At 31.3% G+C, this 19820-nt stretch carries 20 protein-coding genes and 1 riboswitch; of the genes, 4 read left to right on the top strand and 16 right to left on the bottom strand.

Annotation, left to right across the window (positions count from 1 at the left end):
- Nucleotides 1-34 precede the first annotated feature (34 nt).
- Nucleotides 35-1213, bottom strand: a complete 1179-nt coding sequence (gene rpsA / locus FNL83_RS06660) for a 30S ribosomal protein S1 (protein ID WP_001831057.1) — start codon at nucleotides 1211-1213, stop codon at nucleotides 35-37.
- A 483-nt stretch (nucleotides 1214-1696) separates the two neighbouring features.
- Nucleotides 1697-2344, bottom strand: coding sequence for a (d)CMP kinase (gene cmk / locus FNL83_RS06655; protein WP_001830943.1), 648 nt, complete (start codon nucleotides 2342-2344; stop codon nucleotides 1697-1699).
- 78 nt (nucleotides 2345-2422) lie between these two features.
- On the opposite strand from cmk, the gene FNL83_RS06650 reads away from it, so the two are divergent.
- Complete coding sequence (locus tag FNL83_RS06650) at nucleotides 2423-3391, top strand: asparaginase (RefSeq protein WP_001831213.1); 969 nt, start codon at nucleotides 2423-2425, stop codon at nucleotides 3389-3391.
- 211 nt (nucleotides 3392-3602) lie between these two features.
- Here the strand turns inward: FNL83_RS06650 and ypdA are convergent, their stop codons facing one another.
- The 4 genes from ypdA to FNL83_RS06630 all read right to left on the bottom strand — a co-directional run bounded on the left by ypdA (nucleotide 3603) and on the right by FNL83_RS06630 (nucleotide 8589).
- Complete coding sequence (gene ypdA, locus FNL83_RS06645) at nucleotides 3603-4589, bottom strand: bacillithiol disulfide reductase YpdA (protein WP_001831121.1); 987 nt, start codon at nucleotides 4587-4589, stop codon at nucleotides 3603-3605.
- A gap of 132 nt (nucleotides 4590-4721) precedes the next feature.
- Nucleotides 4722-6104: an elastin-binding protein EbpS gene (gene ebpS, locus FNL83_RS06640; RefSeq protein WP_010959181.1), complete on the bottom strand. Its 1383-nt coding sequence runs from the start codon at nucleotides 6102-6104 to the stop codon at nucleotides 4722-4724.
- A gap of 156 nt (nucleotides 6105-6260) precedes the next feature.
- Complete coding sequence (locus FNL83_RS06635; RefSeq protein WP_001831100.1) at nucleotides 6261-7640, bottom strand: RecQ family ATP-dependent DNA helicase; 1380 nt, start codon at nucleotides 7638-7640, stop codon at nucleotides 6261-6263.
- Nucleotides 7627-8589, bottom strand: a complete 963-nt coding sequence (locus tag FNL83_RS06630; protein ID WP_001831191.1) for a YpbB family protein — start codon at nucleotides 8587-8589, stop codon at nucleotides 7627-7629. The genes FNL83_RS06635 and FNL83_RS06630 overlap by 14 nt, the downstream gene beginning before the upstream one ends.
- Before the next feature lie 108 nt (nucleotides 8590-8697).
- Here FNL83_RS06630 and FNL83_RS06625 point away from each other — a divergent pair, with 108 nt between their 5' ends.
- Entirely contained in the window at nucleotides 8698-8946 is a 249-nt protein-coding gene (locus FNL83_RS06625) for a ferredoxin (protein WP_001831262.1), read from the top strand.
- Nucleotides 8947-9350: 404 nt separating this feature from the next.
- On the opposite strand, the gene FNL83_RS06615 is transcribed toward FNL83_RS06625, so the two are convergent.
- From FNL83_RS06615 to FNL83_RS06590, 6 genes are all read right to left on the bottom strand, one after another.
- Nucleotides 9351-9890 (bottom strand): ECF transporter S component, encoded by a 540-nt coding sequence (locus FNL83_RS06615; RefSeq protein WP_001830988.1) that lies wholly within the window; start codon nucleotides 9888-9890, stop codon nucleotides 9351-9353.
- A gap of 62 nt (nucleotides 9891-9952) precedes the next feature.
- A riboswitch (FMN riboswitch) is annotated at nucleotides 9953-10088 on the bottom strand.
- Nucleotides 10089-10481: 393 nt separating this feature from the next.
- Nucleotides 10482-12248: an ATP-binding protein gene (locus FNL83_RS06610; RefSeq protein WP_001831150.1), complete on the bottom strand. Its 1767-nt coding sequence runs from the start codon at nucleotides 12246-12248 to the stop codon at nucleotides 10482-10484.
- On the bottom strand, nucleotides 12232-12957 hold the full coding sequence (locus tag FNL83_RS06605) for a response regulator transcription factor (RefSeq protein ID WP_001831066.1): 726 nt from the start codon (nucleotides 12955-12957) through the stop codon (nucleotides 12232-12234). Before FNL83_RS06605 ends, FNL83_RS06610 begins: the two co-directional genes overlap by 17 nt.
- Before the next feature lie 133 nt (nucleotides 12958-13090).
- The gene (locus FNL83_RS06600; protein WP_001830978.1) at nucleotides 13091-13828 is read right to left on the bottom strand and encodes a pseudouridine synthase; all 738 of its coding nucleotides are present in this window, start codon (nucleotides 13826-13828) and stop codon (nucleotides 13091-13093) included.
- Complete coding sequence (gene scpB, locus FNL83_RS06595) at nucleotides 13821-14363, bottom strand: SMC-Scp complex subunit ScpB (protein WP_001830975.1); 543 nt, start codon at nucleotides 14361-14363, stop codon at nucleotides 13821-13823. The genes FNL83_RS06600 and scpB overlap by 8 nt, the downstream gene beginning before the upstream one ends.
- Complete coding sequence (locus FNL83_RS06590; protein ID WP_001831064.1) at nucleotides 14356-15087, bottom strand: segregation and condensation protein A; 732 nt, start codon at nucleotides 15085-15087, stop codon at nucleotides 14356-14358. The genes scpB and FNL83_RS06590 overlap by 8 nt, the downstream gene beginning before the upstream one ends.
- Nucleotides 15088-15184: 97 nt before the next feature.
- On the opposite strand from FNL83_RS06590, the gene FNL83_RS06585 reads away from it, so the two are divergent.
- Complete coding sequence (locus tag FNL83_RS06585; protein WP_001831156.1) at nucleotides 15185-15709, top strand: DUF309 domain-containing protein; 525 nt, start codon at nucleotides 15185-15187, stop codon at nucleotides 15707-15709.
- A 52-nt stretch (nucleotides 15710-15761) separates the two neighbouring features.
- Here the strand turns inward: FNL83_RS06585 and xerD are convergent, their stop codons facing one another.
- The 3 genes from xerD to FNL83_RS06570 form a co-directional block, all read right to left on the bottom strand.
- Nucleotides 15762-16649 (bottom strand): site-specific tyrosine recombinase XerD, encoded by an 888-nt coding sequence (xerD, locus tag FNL83_RS06580; protein WP_001831286.1) that lies wholly within the window; start codon nucleotides 16647-16649, stop codon nucleotides 15762-15764.
- 42 nt (nucleotides 16650-16691) lie between these two features.
- Complete coding sequence (fur, locus tag FNL83_RS06575) at nucleotides 16692-17141, bottom strand: ferric iron uptake transcriptional regulator (RefSeq protein WP_001831103.1); 450 nt, start codon at nucleotides 17139-17141, stop codon at nucleotides 16692-16694.
- A 104-nt stretch (nucleotides 17142-17245) separates the two neighbouring features.
- Complete coding sequence (locus tag FNL83_RS06570; protein WP_001831173.1) at nucleotides 17246-17788, bottom strand: NUDIX hydrolase; 543 nt, start codon at nucleotides 17786-17788, stop codon at nucleotides 17246-17248.
- 82 nt (nucleotides 17789-17870) lie between these two features.
- Here FNL83_RS06570 and FNL83_RS06565 point away from each other — a divergent pair, with 82 nt between their 5' ends.
- Nucleotides 17871-18779, top strand: coding sequence for an aldo/keto reductase (locus tag FNL83_RS06565; protein ID WP_001831310.1), 909 nt, complete (start codon nucleotides 17871-17873; stop codon nucleotides 18777-18779).
- 222 nt (nucleotides 18780-19001) lie between these two features.
- On the opposite strand, the gene FNL83_RS06560 is transcribed toward FNL83_RS06565, so the two are convergent.
- Nucleotides 19002-19760, bottom strand: coding sequence for an SDR family NAD(P)-dependent oxidoreductase (locus tag FNL83_RS06560; protein WP_001831231.1), 759 nt, complete (start codon nucleotides 19758-19760; stop codon nucleotides 19002-19004).
- Nucleotides 19761-19820: the final 60 nt, after the last annotated feature.

Raw genomic sequence — 19820 nt, 5'->3', positions numbered from 1 at the left:
ATTACATTTTATATCGCAAATGATTTTAGTTTAATTAAAACTTAAGGTCTTTAAATTTATCACCAAAAACATCGCCTAATGTTGGTTTATCTTCATCATTATCATCTTCAAGATATGATTGAGTTGTGGATGCGTCACTTTCAATGACATTTTCTTTAGGTAACGTTGCTTTGATTGATAATGAAATTCTTTCATTATCTTCATCGATACCTAATATTTTTACATTAACTTGTTGTCCAGGTTCTAATACTTCGTTAGGAGAACCGATATGTTTATGATCGATTTCAGAAATATGCACTAAACCTTGGACGGATGGAGCAATTTCTACGAATGCGCCAAAGTTCGCCAAACGTACTACAGTACCTTCAATAACATCATCTTCGTGAAATTTCCCTTTAATGTTTTCAAATGGTGTTGGTAAAGTGTCTTTAATAGATAAAGAAATACGTTCAGAATCTTTTTCTACAGATTTAACTTTAACTTTGACTGCTTCACCTACTGACACAACTTCTTCTGGTGTTTGAACATGTTCATGAGATAATTCAGAAACGTGAACTAAACCATCTACGCCACCAATATCAATGAAAGCACCAAAGTTAGTTAATCGAGCAACTTTACCATCAATAACATCGCCTTCATTTAAAGAATCTAATATTGAAGCTTTTTTAGCGTCGTTTTCTAACTGTTCCACAGCTTTACGGCTTAAAATGACTCTATTGTTTTCAGGATCAAGTTCTTCCACTTTAATACGGATTGTTTGACCATCGAATACAGAAAAATCTTCAATGAAATCAGTTGAAATTAGAGAAGCAGGTACAAACCCTCTTTGACCAACGTCAACGACTAAACCACCTTTAACTACTTCAGTAACTTCAGCTTCAATCACTTCATCGTTATCTAGTTTTTCTTGTAAATATTCATAAGATTTTTCAGTTTCAAGTTGTCTTTTTGATAAAATGTATGCCCCAGTATCATTTTCTTCGTCGAACTCGATTTTAGTGACATATGCTTCGACTTCATCACCGACTTTTACAACTTCACTAGGGTTTTCGATATGATGTGTTGAAAGCTGGCTAATAGGAATAATTCCATTAAATTTGCCACCATTAATATGCACAACAACTTGTTTATCCTCTACTTGTTGAACTTCACCAGTGACTTTGTCACCTTCTTTAATATCATTAATCATTGATTCATTGAATTCTTCAGTCATCTTGTATGCCTCCTTATACACTACATAATTATAACATCTTATAAACGAGTAAAATTGTCAAGAGATACCACTTTATATGAATAGGTTGCTTCTATCTTTAATTTATAACAAAAGTTTAACAGAGCACCTAGTTAAGTGATGGTCAATTTAGTTTGTAGTATATTTAATAACATTGTTATTTTTATTGTAACATAAATTTTATGGCAATTAACCCTAAGCTCATAATAATATGAGGAATAAAAATGAAAAAGATATATTAAAATTGGTAATAAACATAGTATTACTTCTCTATAGAGGGGACTTGGTTAAAAATAAGTTTATTTACATAGTTCTCAATGGTCAAAAATAAAAGCCAGAGACAGAGCGTCCGTGGCTTTTCTATAAATCAATACTAATATATTCAATATTTTCGAGTCATTGATTATTAATTCTACTCCGCTTAAATGTTTACAATAAACAATATAAAAAGTTTAATTTTAACATTTAAAGTAGAGATAATATTTCATTTGTTACCTCTTCTATAGATTTGCCAGTTGTATCAAGTGTAATAGCATCTTCGGCTTTTTGTAATGGCGAAATTTCACGATTCATATCATAATGATCTCGTGCTTCAATTTCCTCCTTTAATTGTTCTAAATTTGATTCAATGCCACGTTGCTCATTCTCTTTTTGTCGACGTTCAGCACGTTCAGCAACAGATGCAATCATATAAACTTTTAATTCGGCATCTGGTAATACAACTGTACCAATATCTCGGCCATCCATAACGATACCTTTTTTAGCAGCTAATTCTTTTTGTATTTTCACTGCAAATGAACGCACTGGTTCTTTAGAAGCAACATAAGATACGTGATGTGTTACATCATTTTCTCTTAAATAATCAGTGACGTCTTGATTATCTAGTAAGATTCTTTGCCCTTTTACTTCATCATAAGTAAGCTCAAGTTTAGTGTTATTAATCAGATAATCAAAATTTTCGGGTTTGCCATTTTGTAAATATTTATATGTAATGGCACGATACATTGCTCCTGTATCAACATATATCATTGATAGACGACTGGCTACACGTTTAGCAATTGTACTCTTACCTGCAGCAGCTGGGCCATCTAGTGCAATATTAATTGAACTCATTATTTGATAACCTTCCTTGTTGTTTTATAGATATTATTTTATCATAAAAAAGTAAAGAATAAATAGGAGGAATACGTAATGAAACGTCTACTTATCATACATACTGGTGGCACAATAAGTATGTCACAAGATCAAACTAATAAAGTGATAACGAATGAAGAAAATCCAATATCACAACATCAAAATATCATTAGTCAATATGCAGAGGTTGACGAAATCAATCTTTTAAATATACCCTCGCCGCATATGACAATTTCGAATGTTGTGCGATTAAGAGACGAAATCATTACATATTCTAAAGAAAATATATATGATGGATTTGTCATTACTCATGGAACAGATACACTTGAGGAAACAGCTTTTTTAATAGATTTATTAATTGATATTCAAGAGCCTATAGTAATTACTGGAGCAATGAGATCATCCAATGAAATTGGTTCCGATGGTCTCTATAATTTTATTTCTGCTATAAGGGTTGCTTCTTCATCTGAGGCTAATCATAAAGGTGTTATGGTCGTATTTAATGATGAGATTCACACTGCTCGTAATGTGACAAAGACACATACTTCGAATATTAATACATTTCAAAGTCCTAATCAGGGGCCTCTAGGTGTACTTACCAAGAATCGAGTACAATTTTATCATCATCCTTACAGACAAACTACCTACCAATATATCGATGTAAATTTACGTGTTCCACTTGTAAAAGCATACATGGGTATGGAAGATGATGTACTATCATTTTATTCACAACAACACGTTGATGGTATAGTCATCGAAGCACTAGGACAAGGTAACCTTCCAAAAAGTTGTCTTAATGGACTACAGCAATGTCTAAAGAAAAACATTCCTCTAGTTCTCGTATCTAGATCATTCAATGGTATTGTTAGTCCTGTATATGCTTATGAAGGTGGTGGCGCAGATTTGAAAAATAATGGTGTTATTTTTTCGAACGGTTTAAATGGACCAAAGGCAAGGCTAAAATTACTAGTTGGTTTGAGTCAAGACATGACTCAAAATCAATTAGAGCGATATTTCGAAGAGTAATTAAAAAGAGTGGGACAAAATTCGTATCAAGTTCATTGTCACACTCCGATTTCTATTAGTTGTATGCATTGTCTATGAAACTTCTTTAGTGCAATTATACTATAATTAAGGATTACCTATTATTAATATGTGCATTTTAATTGAGTCATTGATTGACTATACATTAAGAAAGCTTGGGACATTGTTTAGTATCCCAAGCTTTTTGTAAGCTCTATGTTTCAAGAGGTGTTTGTTTTTTTGTCAAAATGCTTTGTGTAATGACACCACCATGATATTTACCATTTTCGATAAAAATAGTATTTGCATCATTACCCGCAGCAATAACACCAGCTATATAACAATTTTCGACGTTTGTTTCGAATGTTTCTCGATTATAAACAGGAGCAGTTCCATATTCATTGGTATGGATATCAATACCTATTGTTTTTAAGAAATCGTAATCTGGATGATAACCAATCATAGCAAAAACGTAGTCATTATCAATTTCTATAAGTTGACCATCTTTTTCATAAGTCACTGAATGATCGGTAATTTTGGTTACTGTCGCATTAAATTCCATCGTAATTTTTTCGTGATTGACTAATGATTCGAAATTGGGTAATATCCATGGTTTAATTGCTTTAGGGTACTGTTCGCCACGATATAAAACAGTTACATTAGCACCAGCTTTTTCTAATTCTAAGGCAGCATCAACAGCAGAGTTTTTGCCTCCAATAATAACAACATTTTGATTAAAATACGGATGTGCTTCTTTAAAGTAATGGAATACTTTTGGTAATTCTGCCCCTTCCGCTTCTAAAGTGTTATGTTGACCATAATAACCCGTAGCAACAGTTAAATATTTACATTCATATACACCTTTTGTAGTTGTAATTGCAAATTTATTGTTTATTTTTTTAACTGTTAAAACTTCTTCGAATGGATGTATGTTAAGTTGATGATGTTTAACGACTTCCCTATAATATACAAGCGCTTGATTACGTCTTGGCTTACTATCTTCAACAATAAAAGGAATATCGCCGATACTTAATTTATCACTTGATGAGAAAAAAGTCTGATGTGTTGGATAATTATAGATTGATTCAACAACATTACCTTTTTCAATTACTAATGTTTCAATACCTTTTTTCTTTTGTTCAATTGCCGCGCTTAATCCGCATGGACCGCCACCTATAATGATGCTTTCAATAGTTTGCATACTTATCCTCCTTTAATCACCAAATTATTATATCAGTTATTTTCTATTTTAGCTAAGACCTGAATTTTGAATTAAATAAAAATATAGCCCCAATATTGGTGTTTATCACCAATACTGAGACTATTAATAATGTTATTGAGGAATAACTAATGTTTGACCATTATGAATATTATTACTGCTTAATCCATTCGCACGTTTAATTTTATCTACGTTAGCTTGAGTTCCTTCTCCATAATATTGTATGGCGATACGATATAAGTTTTCTTGACCGTATACTGTATGTGATTGTTGACCTTGAGTTGCCTGTTGATTATTGCTATTTTGGTTTGCATTATCTTGTTGATTTTGGTTTGTATAATTTGAGTTATTATTGGCTACATTATCGTTATTATTAGTTGAAGTAGCGTTAGGATTTGAGGAACTATTATCAGAGTCATCATCTGCGTTCTTATCAGAATCAGATTTTTTGTCTTTGTTACTATCAGATTTTTTGTCTTTGTTATCTTCGGATTGCGCACCATCTTTTTTATCTGAGTCTTTCTTACTTTGATTCGCTATTTTTTGGTCATCACTTTTACTATCGTTGTGATTATTTAGAGCCATACCACCGAATATTGCTATTGCACCTAGAATAAGAATGGCTGCTATAAGTGGTAACAAGATTTTCATGAAACCACCTTTTTTCTTACCTTCTGATTGGTCATTGTACTGATTGTTTTGATTAGAATTTTTTTCCTCATTATGATGTTTATTTTGATTATTATGATGCGCAACACCAGCCGCACCAACTCCTGCAGCTGCGCCAGCACCGACTGCTGCTTTTTTGCCTTTTTTAGATTGCTTTTGGTCATCATTTTTAACAGATTTTTCGTCATTCTCATGGTTTGAGTGTTTAGAATCTTGTTTATCTTTTTTATTATGATGACGTTTGGATGTTTCTGCTGCACCAGCAACACCAGCTGCACCAGCTATTCCAGCACCTGTAGCTGCTTTTTTATCTTTGTTTGTTGACGGTTTTGATTGCGTACTTTCTGATTTACGCTTTTGTTGTTGAGCTTTAGGGCCGGGTCTATTTTGTGTTGATTTTGATTTATGTTCTGGTGACTCAGATGTTCCATTTACAATAGCTGCATCTTTTCCATCTTTCATTCTATTATCTTGTGATTGTTTTTCAGTTTTATTTTGTTGTTGCGATTTATCATGTTGTTGCTGTAACTGTGCTTCGTCATAACGGTCATCTAATGAACCTTCTGTAGTTTTAGCGTCACTATTTTTTTGATGTTTGTCGTCTTGTTGTTTGCTTTGATTAGTTGCTGTCTCTCTGCGTCTTTTTCGTCGTTGGGCATTTCTCGGAGGAAATTGTTGATTTGAGTTATTAGATAAACTGTTTTGAGAGTCAGCTTCTTTTTTATTTTCATTTGTTTTATCATCTTCTTTTAATTCTGTTTGATGTTCGTCTGGATTAATAGATTGACGATTCTTTTCGAAATCATCTTTAAAATTATTATTAGACACAACTATCATCCCTTCCATTTTAATTAATTCAATCACGTTATAACTCTATACCCAAGTTGAAATTAAATATGTAAAATAATTAAAAGTATTTAACACTGCTTAATTGGGTCTACATATTGATTATAGCTTGTTAAATTTCAGTAAGTAAAGTGATAGCTAGGTTTCGAACAAATTATATAATTTTTCATTAAAACTTAGTTTTCTTTTCACCTTTTTACGATTCAATATCTGAATAGGCTCTAATCTTGAATCTTGATCACAACATTGTTTTGGACTTTGAGGATGTTCGCCAAAAAATTCTAGTAAGTATTTACGTCGACATTGATCTAAATTAGTATAGCCCATCATTCTCATATAACCTAGTCGCTTACGTTGATATGATTGATGAAATATATCTTTAAGTTGGCTAAATGTGAATTGTATATTTAAAGTACTTAAAATTTTTTCCTTTTCATCTGGTAAGTGGTTTCCCGTCTCAAACATTGTAATATCGTCATCTGTGATAATATCAGTGAATAGTAGTGTTTCTAGAATAAAACTATCATCAGGTTGAAATAAACTAATGGCTTGACTTTGTTTACCATCCCTACCAGCACGACCAATTTCTTGTAAATAGTTAGATGGTGAAGATGATAAATGAAAATGTATGACTGTACGAATATCTTTTTTATTTATTCCCATTCCAAAAGCACTTGTTGCTACTATAACGGGGATGTCATTATTAAAAAACTGTTGTTGAACTGTTTGGCGTTCCTGATAACTTAAATCTCCATGATATATACCTGTTAGATATCCTGAGTCATAAATCATTTGAGCTAGTTCTAAACATCTTTTTTTAGAAGAAACATATATAATTGTAGGCCCAGAATTAGATAAAAATGGTAACAGCCATTCAATCTTCCCCTCATCATCATTAAAATTATAGTGTTGTAAGCTAATATTTTCTCGATTCATACTTTTTTGAACTACATTTAATTTGAGTGATAAAATGTGAGATAAATCAGTTTCTAATTGAGGTGGTGCTGTAGCTGTTAGTGCTAACACTGTTGCTGAATTAAAATGATGAATAATTTTACCAACTAAAGCATAGTGAGGTCTAAAATCATACCCCCACTCTGATAAACAGTGCGCTTCATCTAATACTATTAATCCAAAGTTGATATGAGCGATGTACTTAAAATTATGAGGTTGCAGTATATATTCTGGACTTAAATAAATAAATCGACTTTTACTTAGTCGTTTAATATTGTCTCTTTTTTCTACTTCGTCCATGCCGGAATGTACACATGCAACATGTGTTTCACCTTTTAACTTCATTTGCATAACTTGATCATCCATAAGCGAAATGAGTGGTGATATAATTAATGTCGGTTTTTCTAATATATATGTAGGGAGTTGATAACATAAGCTTTTACCGCTACCAGTTGGTAAAATTCCAAGTGTATGCCTTCCATGAAGGACACTATCAATAATTTCTTCTTGCCCCTCTTTAAATTCATCAAAACCAAACCATTCCTTTAAATTATCTTTCAGCAATTAAATCACCTCTTTCTATTCCTACTATAACTAACTTAATTTGAAAGTAAGTCCAATCAGTAAAATGTTCTTTATAAAATTTTAATCGTTCACCGCGATGTTTTTGATAGTAGTTTATAAATTCGAGAATATCTTTTTTATTTATAAATAATGTATAGTCTATCAAATAACCTTTAATATACATTTCTAGAATATGATCTTCAATTGTGTTAAGTTTTACATTTTGTAATTGAGCAATTTCTTTTAAATTGAGACCAGATTTTAACTTTTGATAGCTTAAGTATGTATTTGTTAGTAATGGTGAAAGAATGATAGCTTGAGAAAGTATTGGATATTTCGTTGAATCTTTTAATTGATTCAATATGTCAATCAGTTCATTCATTTCTCGTTCAAATAATTCTGATTGTGGTATACTCTCAATTAAACTTATTTGTTGTCTAGTATACATGGATTCCTCATATCCTTGTAAATAATAATGAAGAAATGTATGGTTATATTTATTATTTAAATTCTCAAATAATAAATATATTTCGTCTATAGTATTTGATACTTGATTTGATTCAATGACCTGATGATAAAGTTGTTTAACCCTTTGTTGGATATAGGTATTTTGAACGATTGGAATAAATGTATTTGACTCCTTGCGTGTATGAGATAACGTTTGGATAAGTAATTGTATGCAACTAAAGGTTTGAGTGAGACTATCATAAGTGTATTGTGGATGTATTTTTACTTGAATTGATTTTTTAAAATCATCCTTTTGGAGTATAAATTGCTCAAAAGTTGAATACTTTAAGTTAGGTAAACTATGATATAATGACAAAAGTTGTTGGCTTGACGCATCGAAAAACGTTTGGTGTGACTTCTTGCCTGTTAAAATATTATAGATACTTTTATTGGTTTTGTAGTTAAATGCATGACTCATAGCGTATGATAGTATATTGTACAAATTAAACCCTCACTCTATAAAACGAATAAATTGAAATGTAATCTATCGATGTCTACAATTGTATTTATAATACTAGTGTAGCATTTTTATCAAAGGAGGCGAATAAATATGGCAAAATATACAATCGTTGATATGGATACATGTATAGCATGCGGTGCTTGCGGTGCAGCTGCTCCAGATATATATGATTACGATGATGAAGGTATTGCATACGTAATCCTTGACGATAACCAAGGTACTGCTGAAGTGCCTGAAGAGTTATATGAAGATATGGAAGATGCGCTAGAAGGTTGTCCTACTGACTCAATCAAAATTGAAGACGAACCATTTGATGGTGACGCACTGAAATTTGAATAATATATGATTCTTAGAATACATAAAAATTAATCTAAATGATTTATTACTATTTATAGTATACAATTTGTATGAGAATTAATTTTTAAGGTAACTAGCCATAAACAATAAAATAATCAGCTATTAGATGAATTGATCCCCAAATGAATTGTTTAATATGATTCATTTGGGGTTGTTTATTAGGAACTAATGATGACATTTTATATGGCTCTTTAAAACCAGTGTTCTATTTGATAAGAAATTTAAAAACATAATACCTTAAAACGTTACGCTCACTATTGTTAAATTTTTTATGAGTTACACTTTCTTTATATCTTCAGTAATAGTATAAAGATAAAGACAATGTCCAATTTTGAATATGAACATTGTCTTTATAATAGATAAATAAAAAAGGTTTTAAATGTTTTTTATTTGATGATATGTCTTAATCTTCTAAATAACAGCACAAATATAATGGAAATGATTATGCCTTTAATTAAATTAAAAGGTATGACTCCAGACACAATAACAATTTTTACGTTATTAAGCACATCACCTAAATTAAATATCATTCCATATAATGGAAGTAACACAAAATAATTTAAGATGCTCAAAACAATAGTCATAACGATTGTACCTGTAATTAATCCATAAATTAAAGAACGATTATTTTTTCTTTTTCTATAAACATAGTATGATGATAGCAAAAAGCTGACGCCTGCTAAAAAGTTAGCTACTGGTCCAACAGGATCCCCTATATTGAATAGAAAATTTAAAATATTTTTGATGAGTGCAACGATAATCCCAGCAATAGGACTTAAGAGGAATGTTGCTAATAACGTCGGTACATCACTAAAATCGAGAGTTAGATACGGTGGTATAAATGGCAATGGAAACTTGATGAAAGTTAACACAAACGCTACCGCACTTAACATACTAATTGTAATCAAACGTTTGTTTTGTTGCATATATAATTTTCTCCTTCCATTCATCTTACTTAGAAAAGGAGGAAATTTGAACAACAAAAAACCTCCATCTTCTCCCATCCAGACTATACTGTCGGCTTCAGACTCTCACTGAATCAAGACAAAGCAAAAATTAATACGTTGTCGTCGCAGGCTTAGATTACTGCCGGTTGGGAATTACACCCTACCCCGAAGATGAATATATCAATTTTATTTTAAATTTATATTACATGATTAGTTTTAAAAACTCAATATTTCTGCTTACGGTTAATATAATGTTTTGACATTAATAACAAAATATGAAATCAATATATAACATGAATTTAAGTTTTAACACATAAAATATTTACAAATAAATAAATAGGCTTTATTGATTCTGAAATTATGTCTTTAAACTTGTAGAAGTTATTCAAATAAAATGATAATTAAATTTATGTTCAATTTAGTTATCTACTGATTATATACAAAAAAACGCCTGAGACATCACTCTGAGTCGCAGGCGTTTTTCATATATTATTTTTGATGTATTGCGTTATAATTTCTCTGTTTTCAAAAGAATCATTGAAACTGACAATTTATGATACTTTTCAGTTTCTAACTAATTTGTTTTGATTTAGGTAGTCTAATAATAAATGAAGTACCTTTGCCTAATTCGCTCTCAACATCAATACGTCCCCCGTGTTCTTCAATAATCATTTTACAAATGAAAAGTCCTAATCCGGTGCCTTGCTTACCTCTTTTTCGAGCAGCGTCCACTTTATAAAAACGGTCAAATACTTGTTTCAGATGTTCCGGTGCTATACCAGTGCCTGTATCAGTTATTGTTAAAATATTGAAATCTGAATCTTCATCAATAGAAATCTTTATAGAATCACCAGCTTGTGTATATCTTGTTGCGTTATCAATTAAATTAGTTAACACTTGGTCCATTCTATCCATATCATAGTTCCATAATTGTTCGTCATTATTAGAATCAAACGTCATTGTTAAACCTAATTCTTCACTTTGCATGCGATATTTAGACTCCATTTTATCAAGAAGGTGTTGAATAGGTTGTAATTCCTTCTCAACTGATAATCCTTCAGCATCCATACGAGCTACATTTAGTAATTCATTGACTAAACGATTAAGTCGCTTAGATTCATCTAAAACGATTGCTAATGAGTCACGTATTTCATCTGGTTCGGTAACTATACCGTCTACTATGGACTCAGTGTAACCCTGTAATAAAGAGATTGGCGTACGTAATTCATGTGATACATTTGCTATAAAATCTTTTTTCATTTGATCAAGATTATGTTCATTTGTCATATCACGGATGACCATGACAATACCACTTCTACCATTTGTTTGAATTCTATCTATATAACTGGAGATAAATACATAGTACCTTGTATTAATTTCTAATTCTAAATACTCATTCTGTTGTGATTCAAATGTTGCTTCAATTTGCTGTTCAATAGATTCTTTTGAAAAATCATCAATGTGACGCATAATATCATCAGCCATCTTGTTTGACAATATGATTTCACGTTGATTATTAATGCCTAGAACGCCTTCTACCATAGAGTTTAATAATGTATCTCTTATATTCTTAGATGAAGAAATTGCTTTGATATGTTCTTGAATTTCTACGTTCATGTTGTTAAATGCACGTGATAAATCACCTATTTCATCTTTAGTAGCGACAGTTGAAATTTGACTATAATCCCCTTCAGAAACTTTTTGTGCTTGTGTTTTTAATTGACGTAAGGGTTTCGTTATTCTATTAGATAAAAAGAATGCAAATATTGTGCTTGCTATAGTAAATATAATAGCAGTTATTAATATAATAATTGTAATAGCATTATTTGTATCTTCGATAGATTTCAAATCTTTATATATAAAAACACCACTATAATGACTTTGAGCACCTTTTTGAGCTTTCATTGGGTATCCTAGCAAAAGATAAGATTGAGAATTACCTTTATTTTTTATTGTAATATTTTGAGTTTCATACTCACCTTCTTTAAACACTTTTTTAAATTTAGTACTCTTTTTTATTTCATTAAACATTTGTTTTTTAGTGTCTTTATACGATGAGTCTGGTTTCTCGCTCATGTCTTTCATAATAATGAGGCCACCCGGTCCATCACCATCAATGAGTGTTTGGCTATTTTGGATAGCTAATGTTTTGTTATGAGACTTCTCAACAAGTGAACTAATTCTTTTGGCATCTTCTTTAATTGCATTTTCTGTTTCTTGCGTAAAGTAATATTGTATAAAAGTGATTAATGAAACACTTAATAAAATTAAAACTGTCGCTACTATTAAAATAATAGTTAACCACAGTTTTATAACAACACTATTTAGTCGGTTCATCACTAGGTTTTACCTCAAATTTATAACCGACACCCCACACAGTTTGTATCATTTGTGCAGCATCACTTGATACTCGATTTAACTTTTCTCTAAGTCTTTTGACGTGAGTGTCTACTGTACGCAAGTCCCCATAAAATTCGTAATGCCAAACCTCTTTAAGTAACTGTTCTCGATCAAATACTTTATTTGGAGTTTTAGCTAAATAGATGAGTAATTCATACTCTTTAGGTGTTAGATTCACTTGTTGATCATCCGCAAGGACTCGATGAGCGTCATTATCAATCACTAGATGACTAAATTCAATAATATCGCGTGCATGCGGTTCGCTTTGCTCAGTGTTTGCAGTTTGTGTACGTCTTAATAACGCCTTTACTCTCAATACTACTTCTCTAGGTGAGAAAGGCTTAACAATATAATCATCTGCTCCCGATTCAAATCCTTCAACACGATTTGTTTCTTCACCTTTTGCAGTAAGCATGATGATAGGTGTATCTTTATGTTCTCTAAGTTTAGAGGCAACTTCAATTCCATCCATTTCAGGAAGCATTAAATCTAAGAGGATGCACGCATAGTTGTTTTCAAGAGCAAGCTCGTAGGCTTCTTTACCATCTCTTGCTTCATGAATTTCAAAAGATTCTCTTTCTAAATATAATTTAAGTAATCTTCTAATTCTATCTTCATCATCAACGATTAAAATTTCGTTAGTCATACTTTCTACTACCTCCTACACTTGCTGTTAAATACATTTGTCATTATATCATAGGTTAACGTTATTGAGTGACTCAAAGGTTAACCTTGTGAAAAAAATATCAATCTTAATGGTAATTACATCTTTTTGGTGTTTATTTACCGTTTTCTGCCAAATGTCTTAATATTTTTACTTCATGTGGTGTAAGAACTCTTCCTTCACCGGCGTTCAAACCTTTTAAATCTATAGGGCCAAATTGAATTCTTGTTAACTTATTAACTTGATGACCGAAATACTCAAACATACGTCTAACTTGTCTATTTCGCCCTTCACTAATTGTAATTTCAACTAAAGTCGTATTTTTTTCTTTATCTTGCTTTTTTATTTTAACTTGTGCTGGTTGTGTGTAACCATCTTCTAATTCTATTCCTTTTTCAAGTTGCTTAATTTCCTCTCTCATTAAATAACCTTTTAATTTAGCAACGTATTTCTTTTTAATGTGATATCGAGGATGTGTCATCAAATTAGTAAATTCTCCATCATTAGTTAATAATAAAACTCCAGATGTGTCATAATCTAATCGTCCAACCGGATAAATACGTGATTCTAGATCATCAAAGTAATCCGTAACCACCCTACGTCCACGATCATCAGAGACACTTGTAATGACTTGAGTTGGTTTATAAAATAAAATATAAATTTTGTCTTCTTGTTCGATTTTAATACCATCAACTTCAACTAAATCTGATGGCATCACTTTGGAACCTAATTCTGTTACAGTTTGTCCATTGACTTTAACTCGTCCTTCAGTGATAAGTACTTCTGCTTTTCGACGAGATGTATATCCGCTATTAGCGATTCTTTTTTGTAATCTCTCTTGTTCTTTACTCATTTGACTCTCCTTTTTGGTTAACTAAATTACTAAAGAATTCATCCATTTCTGCTTCATCTTCTTCTGTAGTAGGTAATGCATCTAAGTTTTCGATTCCAAATACATTTAGAAATAAATCTGTGGTTATTAAATGATGGCTTCTAGAATGATCAACATCTTTGGCTTCTACTAATCCCCTAGCGATTAAAGTCTTTACAGCTCCATCCGAATTAATTCCTCTAATCATTTCTATATCTCCACGAGTCAGCGGTTGATTATATGCAATAATAGAGAGTGTTTCCATTGCTGCTTGGGATAATTTCATTTTAGACTTTTCTTTGACTAATTGTTCTATGTATGTAGAAGTTTCTTTTTTTGTTGTAAGTACATAAGTTGAGCCGTATCTTTGAATTGTTAAGCCATGTGAATGATATTTACTAACTAAATCTTCTAATTGATTGAGGTTGATGTCTAATATGTCAATAATTTGTTTTTGTTCTAATCCTTCATCGCCAGAAGTATATAGTAATGCCTCAAGTATTGCAATATTATCCAATGCTATAGTTCACTCCTCTAATTATGTCAATGTCATCAAATTGTTTAGTTTGTTTGATATTAACTATTCCTGATTTTGACATTTCTAAAATTGCCAAAAAATGAGTAACAACTTGTTCGACCGGTTCATGAAATGTAAATAAACTGAAAAAGTTAAACGATTCATGTTGTTTTAATCGTTCGGTAACCTGTGCTGTAGCTTGTTGAATCGTAAAGGTTTCTTTTTTAATTTCTACAGATTTAGGAGTGTTAAGTTCAACTCGATTTTTTACTCTTTGATAAGCTACAATCAATTCAGTTAAATCAATCGTTTGATTAGGATCCCACGATTCATTTGTCTCTAAATGAGTAAGGTCCGTCGGATGTTTAGTAAAATAAAGATCGCGTTCTTCTTTCATAGTATTTAATATTTCAGTATATTCTTTATAGTTTTGATACTCAATAAGTCTTCCTACTAAATCCTCACGAGGATCCTCTTCTATATCTTCTTCGATGCTCGTTTGAGGCAATAGTAATTTACTTTTAATCATTAGTAATTCTGATGCCATAACTAAATATTCACTAGCAACATTAATTTCTAGCTGATTCATCGCATGAACATATTGCATGTACTGTTCAGTTAAGGCTTTCATAGGGATATCATAAATATCAATTTCATATTTTTGAATTAGATGCAATAATAAGTCTAATGGACCATTAAATGCATCGAGTTTTACTTCATACATTACATCTACCTCTATATCAAATTGCATCGTTAATGCATATTTCACTAAATTATTATAGCATGAATACATACAACTTTTAAATTATGGGTGAAATCTAATGGATCAATCATTAATGGATTATTATTATCAATTTCATAAGCATCAACATTACTTCCTATGTCATGATATTTTAGAAGATGCTTGGAAATCACAAAATACTTTTTCAAAACATGATGCAGTAGTAAGTCTCATTTTGTTTGCAACAGCTAATTATCACTATCGTCGTGGGAATTTAAAAGGCGCATTAAAATCTTTTGAAAAAGCTTTATTAACTATTAACCACGCTAAAGATGACACTCAATTACACCTTAATATCAATGAATTTAAACAACTTATTGTGAAAATGATTGAAGCAGTAAAATTACAAAAACAATTTACTCCGTTACAATTACCTATTGAACCAGAGTTTCAGACACTTATTAAACGTAAATATCCGGATTATTTGTTTACCTCTCAAATAATTAAGGAACCTTATATTGTTGATCATCATATTAAACGTGACAGAACTGAAGTGATAAAAAATAGAGAACGTGCTCTATTCCATAGACAGTATCGAAACAAAAGCAATAAAAAAGACCAGTAAATTTATGGTTGGCTATTAAACATAAATTTACTGGTTACATATTCCTATATTACTAAGCTCTTGGATGAAACTGCGTATACATTTTTCTAATTTGTGATTTAGATACATGTGTATAAAGTTGAGTTGTAGAAATATCAGAGTGACCTAACATTTCTTGTACGGCTCTTAAATCAGCACCATTTTCTAAGAGATGTGTTGCAAATGAATGCCGTAATGTATGTGGTGTAAGCGTTTTATTGATATTAGCTTTCAAACCATATTGTTTAATGATTTTCCAAATGCCTTGTCTTGATAAAGACTTTCCATGCATGTTAAGAAATAGCGCTTGAGTTGTGGTTTGTTTGAGTAATTGAGGTCTTACGGTTTCAATATATGTAGTTAAATATTCGATGACGGTATCTCCTAAGGGAACGATTCTTTCCTTATTCCCTTTCCCGAAAACTCTTACAAATCCCATCATTAAGTTTACGTCTTCAACATCTAATTGAATAATTTCAGTTACACGCATACCTGTGGCGTATAAAAGCTCCAACATCGTACGATCACGATATCCATTATTCTTAGTTAAATCAGGCGTTTCCAGTAATGCTATTACTTCGTCTATTTCAAGCACATCTGGTAATTTCTTTTCATATTTGGGTGTTTCAATTAAAACAGTTGGGTCTTTAGCAGCATATTTTTCGCGTAATGCAAACTGATGAAAGCTTCTTATTGTAGAAATAAACCTTGCGAGAGATTTTGAAGATTGCCCCATATCTATAAGGTGTCCAAGACACTCTTGGATAATTTGTCTATCAATAAAATCGATATGTGAAATCTTGTTATCTTCAAGATAATCTTTATATTTTTTTAAATCTCTTCGATACGCTCCTATAGTATTGTTACTTAATCCTTTTTCAATTTGAATGAAATTTAAATATTCTTCAATGATAGTATTCATGTTGGCACCCCTATTGAAGCGGTAACTTGTCTATTGGATAAGTTATTGCTTATTTTTGGCTTGGCATTCAGAACATACACCGTGAAACGTTAAACGGTGATCTAAAATCTTGAAATTAAACTCATTTTCAACACGATTTTCAACCTCAGGTAATAAATCTTCTTCAATTTCTTCAACTTTACCACATTCCATACAAACAAGATGATGATGGAAATGCTTGGCTCCTTCTTTTCTTAAATCAAAACGAGCTACACCATCACCAAAATTTATTTTATCTAGCACTTTTATTTCAGCTAGCAATTCTAAAGTTCTATAAACGGTAGCTAATCCTATTTCTGGAGCCTTATCTTTGACTTTTAAGTACACATCTTCTGCGCTAAGATGATCTTTTTCATTTTCAATTAATACTCTAACAGTTGCCTCTCTTTGTGGAGTCAATTTATATGAAGATTGTTGTAATTGTTGCTTCACGCGATTTAATCGTTCTTCCACGGAAGCCTCACTCCTCTACTAAGAATTATAATCATTTTAATTTAATCCATGATTCATTTAATAAAATACCAATATTGTCGGTAAAAAGCAAGGAGATTTGCTTGTTATTTAGAATGATTATAATTTAATAATAGATGTTGCAATGCAATGATTGTTTTGGCATCCTCAATTTTATTATCTTTTAACAATGAATCGATTTGACTTAAAGGTACTTTGTGAAGCTCCACAAATTCATCATCATCTAAATTGGTTTCTCCAACCGTTAATTGGTCTGTGAAGTATATAGAAAGTTTTTCACTTGAAAATCCAGGAGACCCATACATATTAGTGACAAATTGCAAATCTGAAGCAATATATCCTGTTTCTTCTTGTAGTTCTCTAATAGCCGCTTCTTTACGATCTTCACCCTTTTCTAATTTGCCTGCGGGAATTTCCAAAAGTGGTTGATCTGCAGGCTTACGAAATTGTTTAACTAATAAAACTTCATTTTCAGGAGTTATTGCACACACTGCCACCGCACCATGATGAAATACAAGTTCACGTTTAGATGTGCTACCATCGGGTAATTCAACATCATGTACTTCTAAATCAATAATACTACCATTATATATAACTGTTCTATCGATTGTTTTTTCGTTTAATCTCATATTTAAACACGTTCCTTTTAATTGGTTTTATAAATTGATAAACTGAATTCGTCAGTTAAAGTGTATCGAAAGGAGACTGGACATGCAAAAAAATATTCTAAAAAGTGGCATCGAAATTTCTGAACTTGGGTTAGGTTGCATGAGTTTAGGCACAGATTATAAAAAAGCGCAACCAATTATTGAAAGTGCAATTGATAATGGTATTACGTATTTTGATACTGCAGATATTTACGATCAAGGAGTTAATGAAGAAATTGTTGGTAAAGCCTTAAAAAAATATCAAAATCGTGATGACATCGTTATCGGAACTAAAGTTGGAAATCGATTAACTGACGATGGACATATGACGTGGGATCCTTCGAAAAAACATATTAAAGAAAGTGTTAAGGGATCATTGAAACGATTAGGATTAAACCATTTAGACTTATATCAATTACATGGCGGAACAATAGATGATCCTCTAGACGAAACTATTAGTGCATTTGATGAATTAAAGCAAGAAGGATATATTCGTGCATATGGAATTTCATCTATACGGCCTAACGTGATAGACTATTATCTTAAAAATAGTCAAATTGAAACACTTATGTCCCAGTTTAATTTAATAGATAATCGCCCTGAAAGTCTTATTAATGACGTTCATGATAAGCAAGTTAAAATTCTAGCACGTGGCCCTGTATTTAAAGGTTTATTAACTTCAAAAAGTGTTGATGTTATAGATGAAAAATTTAAAAACGGTGTGTTAGATTACACTCAAGACGAATTAGGTAGCACGATTGCTTCTATTAAAGAATTGGAAAGTAATTTAACCGCGTTATCATTTAAATATTTAACTTCTCATGATGCTATGGGGTCAATTATTGTAGGAGCTAGTAGCGTTGAACAACTTGAAGAGAATGTCCGCAATTATTATAAAGAAATCAGTTTAGATCAAATCAAATCTGCACGTAATAGAGTTAAAGATATTGAATATACACAACATTTGAAATAAAAGGATATTAACCAACTTGTTAAATACCTAGATGACTATACTTAAATAAAGAGATCCAACAGATGAAACGGTTAAATGACGTCTGTAGGATCTCTTTACTTTAAGGCAATACAAAAATCATATTGATAACGTTGACAAAAGCCAAAGATGAGTTTTTGAAAAAATCATTTATAAAATGTTCATTCAGTCAATACTTTTGATTACCTTAAAATTGACCTGTGTTTAAACTTTATTTTTAAATAGATTTGGACATAATTTTTCTAGTGTACGTGGACATAATTGATAAAATTTAAGCATTATTTGCATCCATGATGGTTGATTAATTTCAATTTTATTTAGTATTATTCCTTCCACTATTTGCTTGGCAAGTTGTTGAGGTTGTATCATCATGTGTCTATAATTTTTAAAATACTTTAGAGTAGGATCTGCGTTTTTTTGGAATGGTGTATCTATTGGACCGGGCTGTACATTGAGCACTTTTAATTCCGGTTGTTCTAATCTCAATGCATTAAGAACGGCGCTAAACCCTGCTTTCGATGCACCGTAATGTGCCGCATTAGCCTGTGAAACAAGAGCAGCTTGACTAGATATACCAACGATATATGCTGCTTTTACTAATTGTGGTTGAATCACTTTGTATAACAAATTAAAATTTGTAAGATTAACCTCGTAAGTTTCTACTACTTCACGAGTTGAATGCTCACTTATAGACTTAAAATATCCAACACCTGAACTGTAGATGAAACCATTTATAGGTGTATTTAAAAATTTTTGTAATGATTCAATATCTTTTCGTTGCATTAAATCACATTTAATCACATTGATATGTTCAGGTTTAAAATAGTTTTCTTTGATTCGATTGAACTTATCTATATTTCTTGCAAGTATAGTAACATGGGCCCCTCTTTGAAGTAATTCATTGGTTATTGCAAAACCTAACCCACTCGTTGCTCCAGTTATAATAAAGTGTTTGCCTATCACGTCGCTCCTCCTTTATGTATATTTTAATAACAAGCTTAATAAGTGTGATAGCATTCAATT

The sequence above is a fragment of the Staphylococcus epidermidis genome, from assembly GCF_006742205.1.
GTDB lineage: Bacteria > Bacillota > Bacilli > Staphylococcales > Staphylococcaceae > Staphylococcus > Staphylococcus epidermidis.
This window is presented reverse-complemented; position numbering and strand designations above follow the sequence as displayed.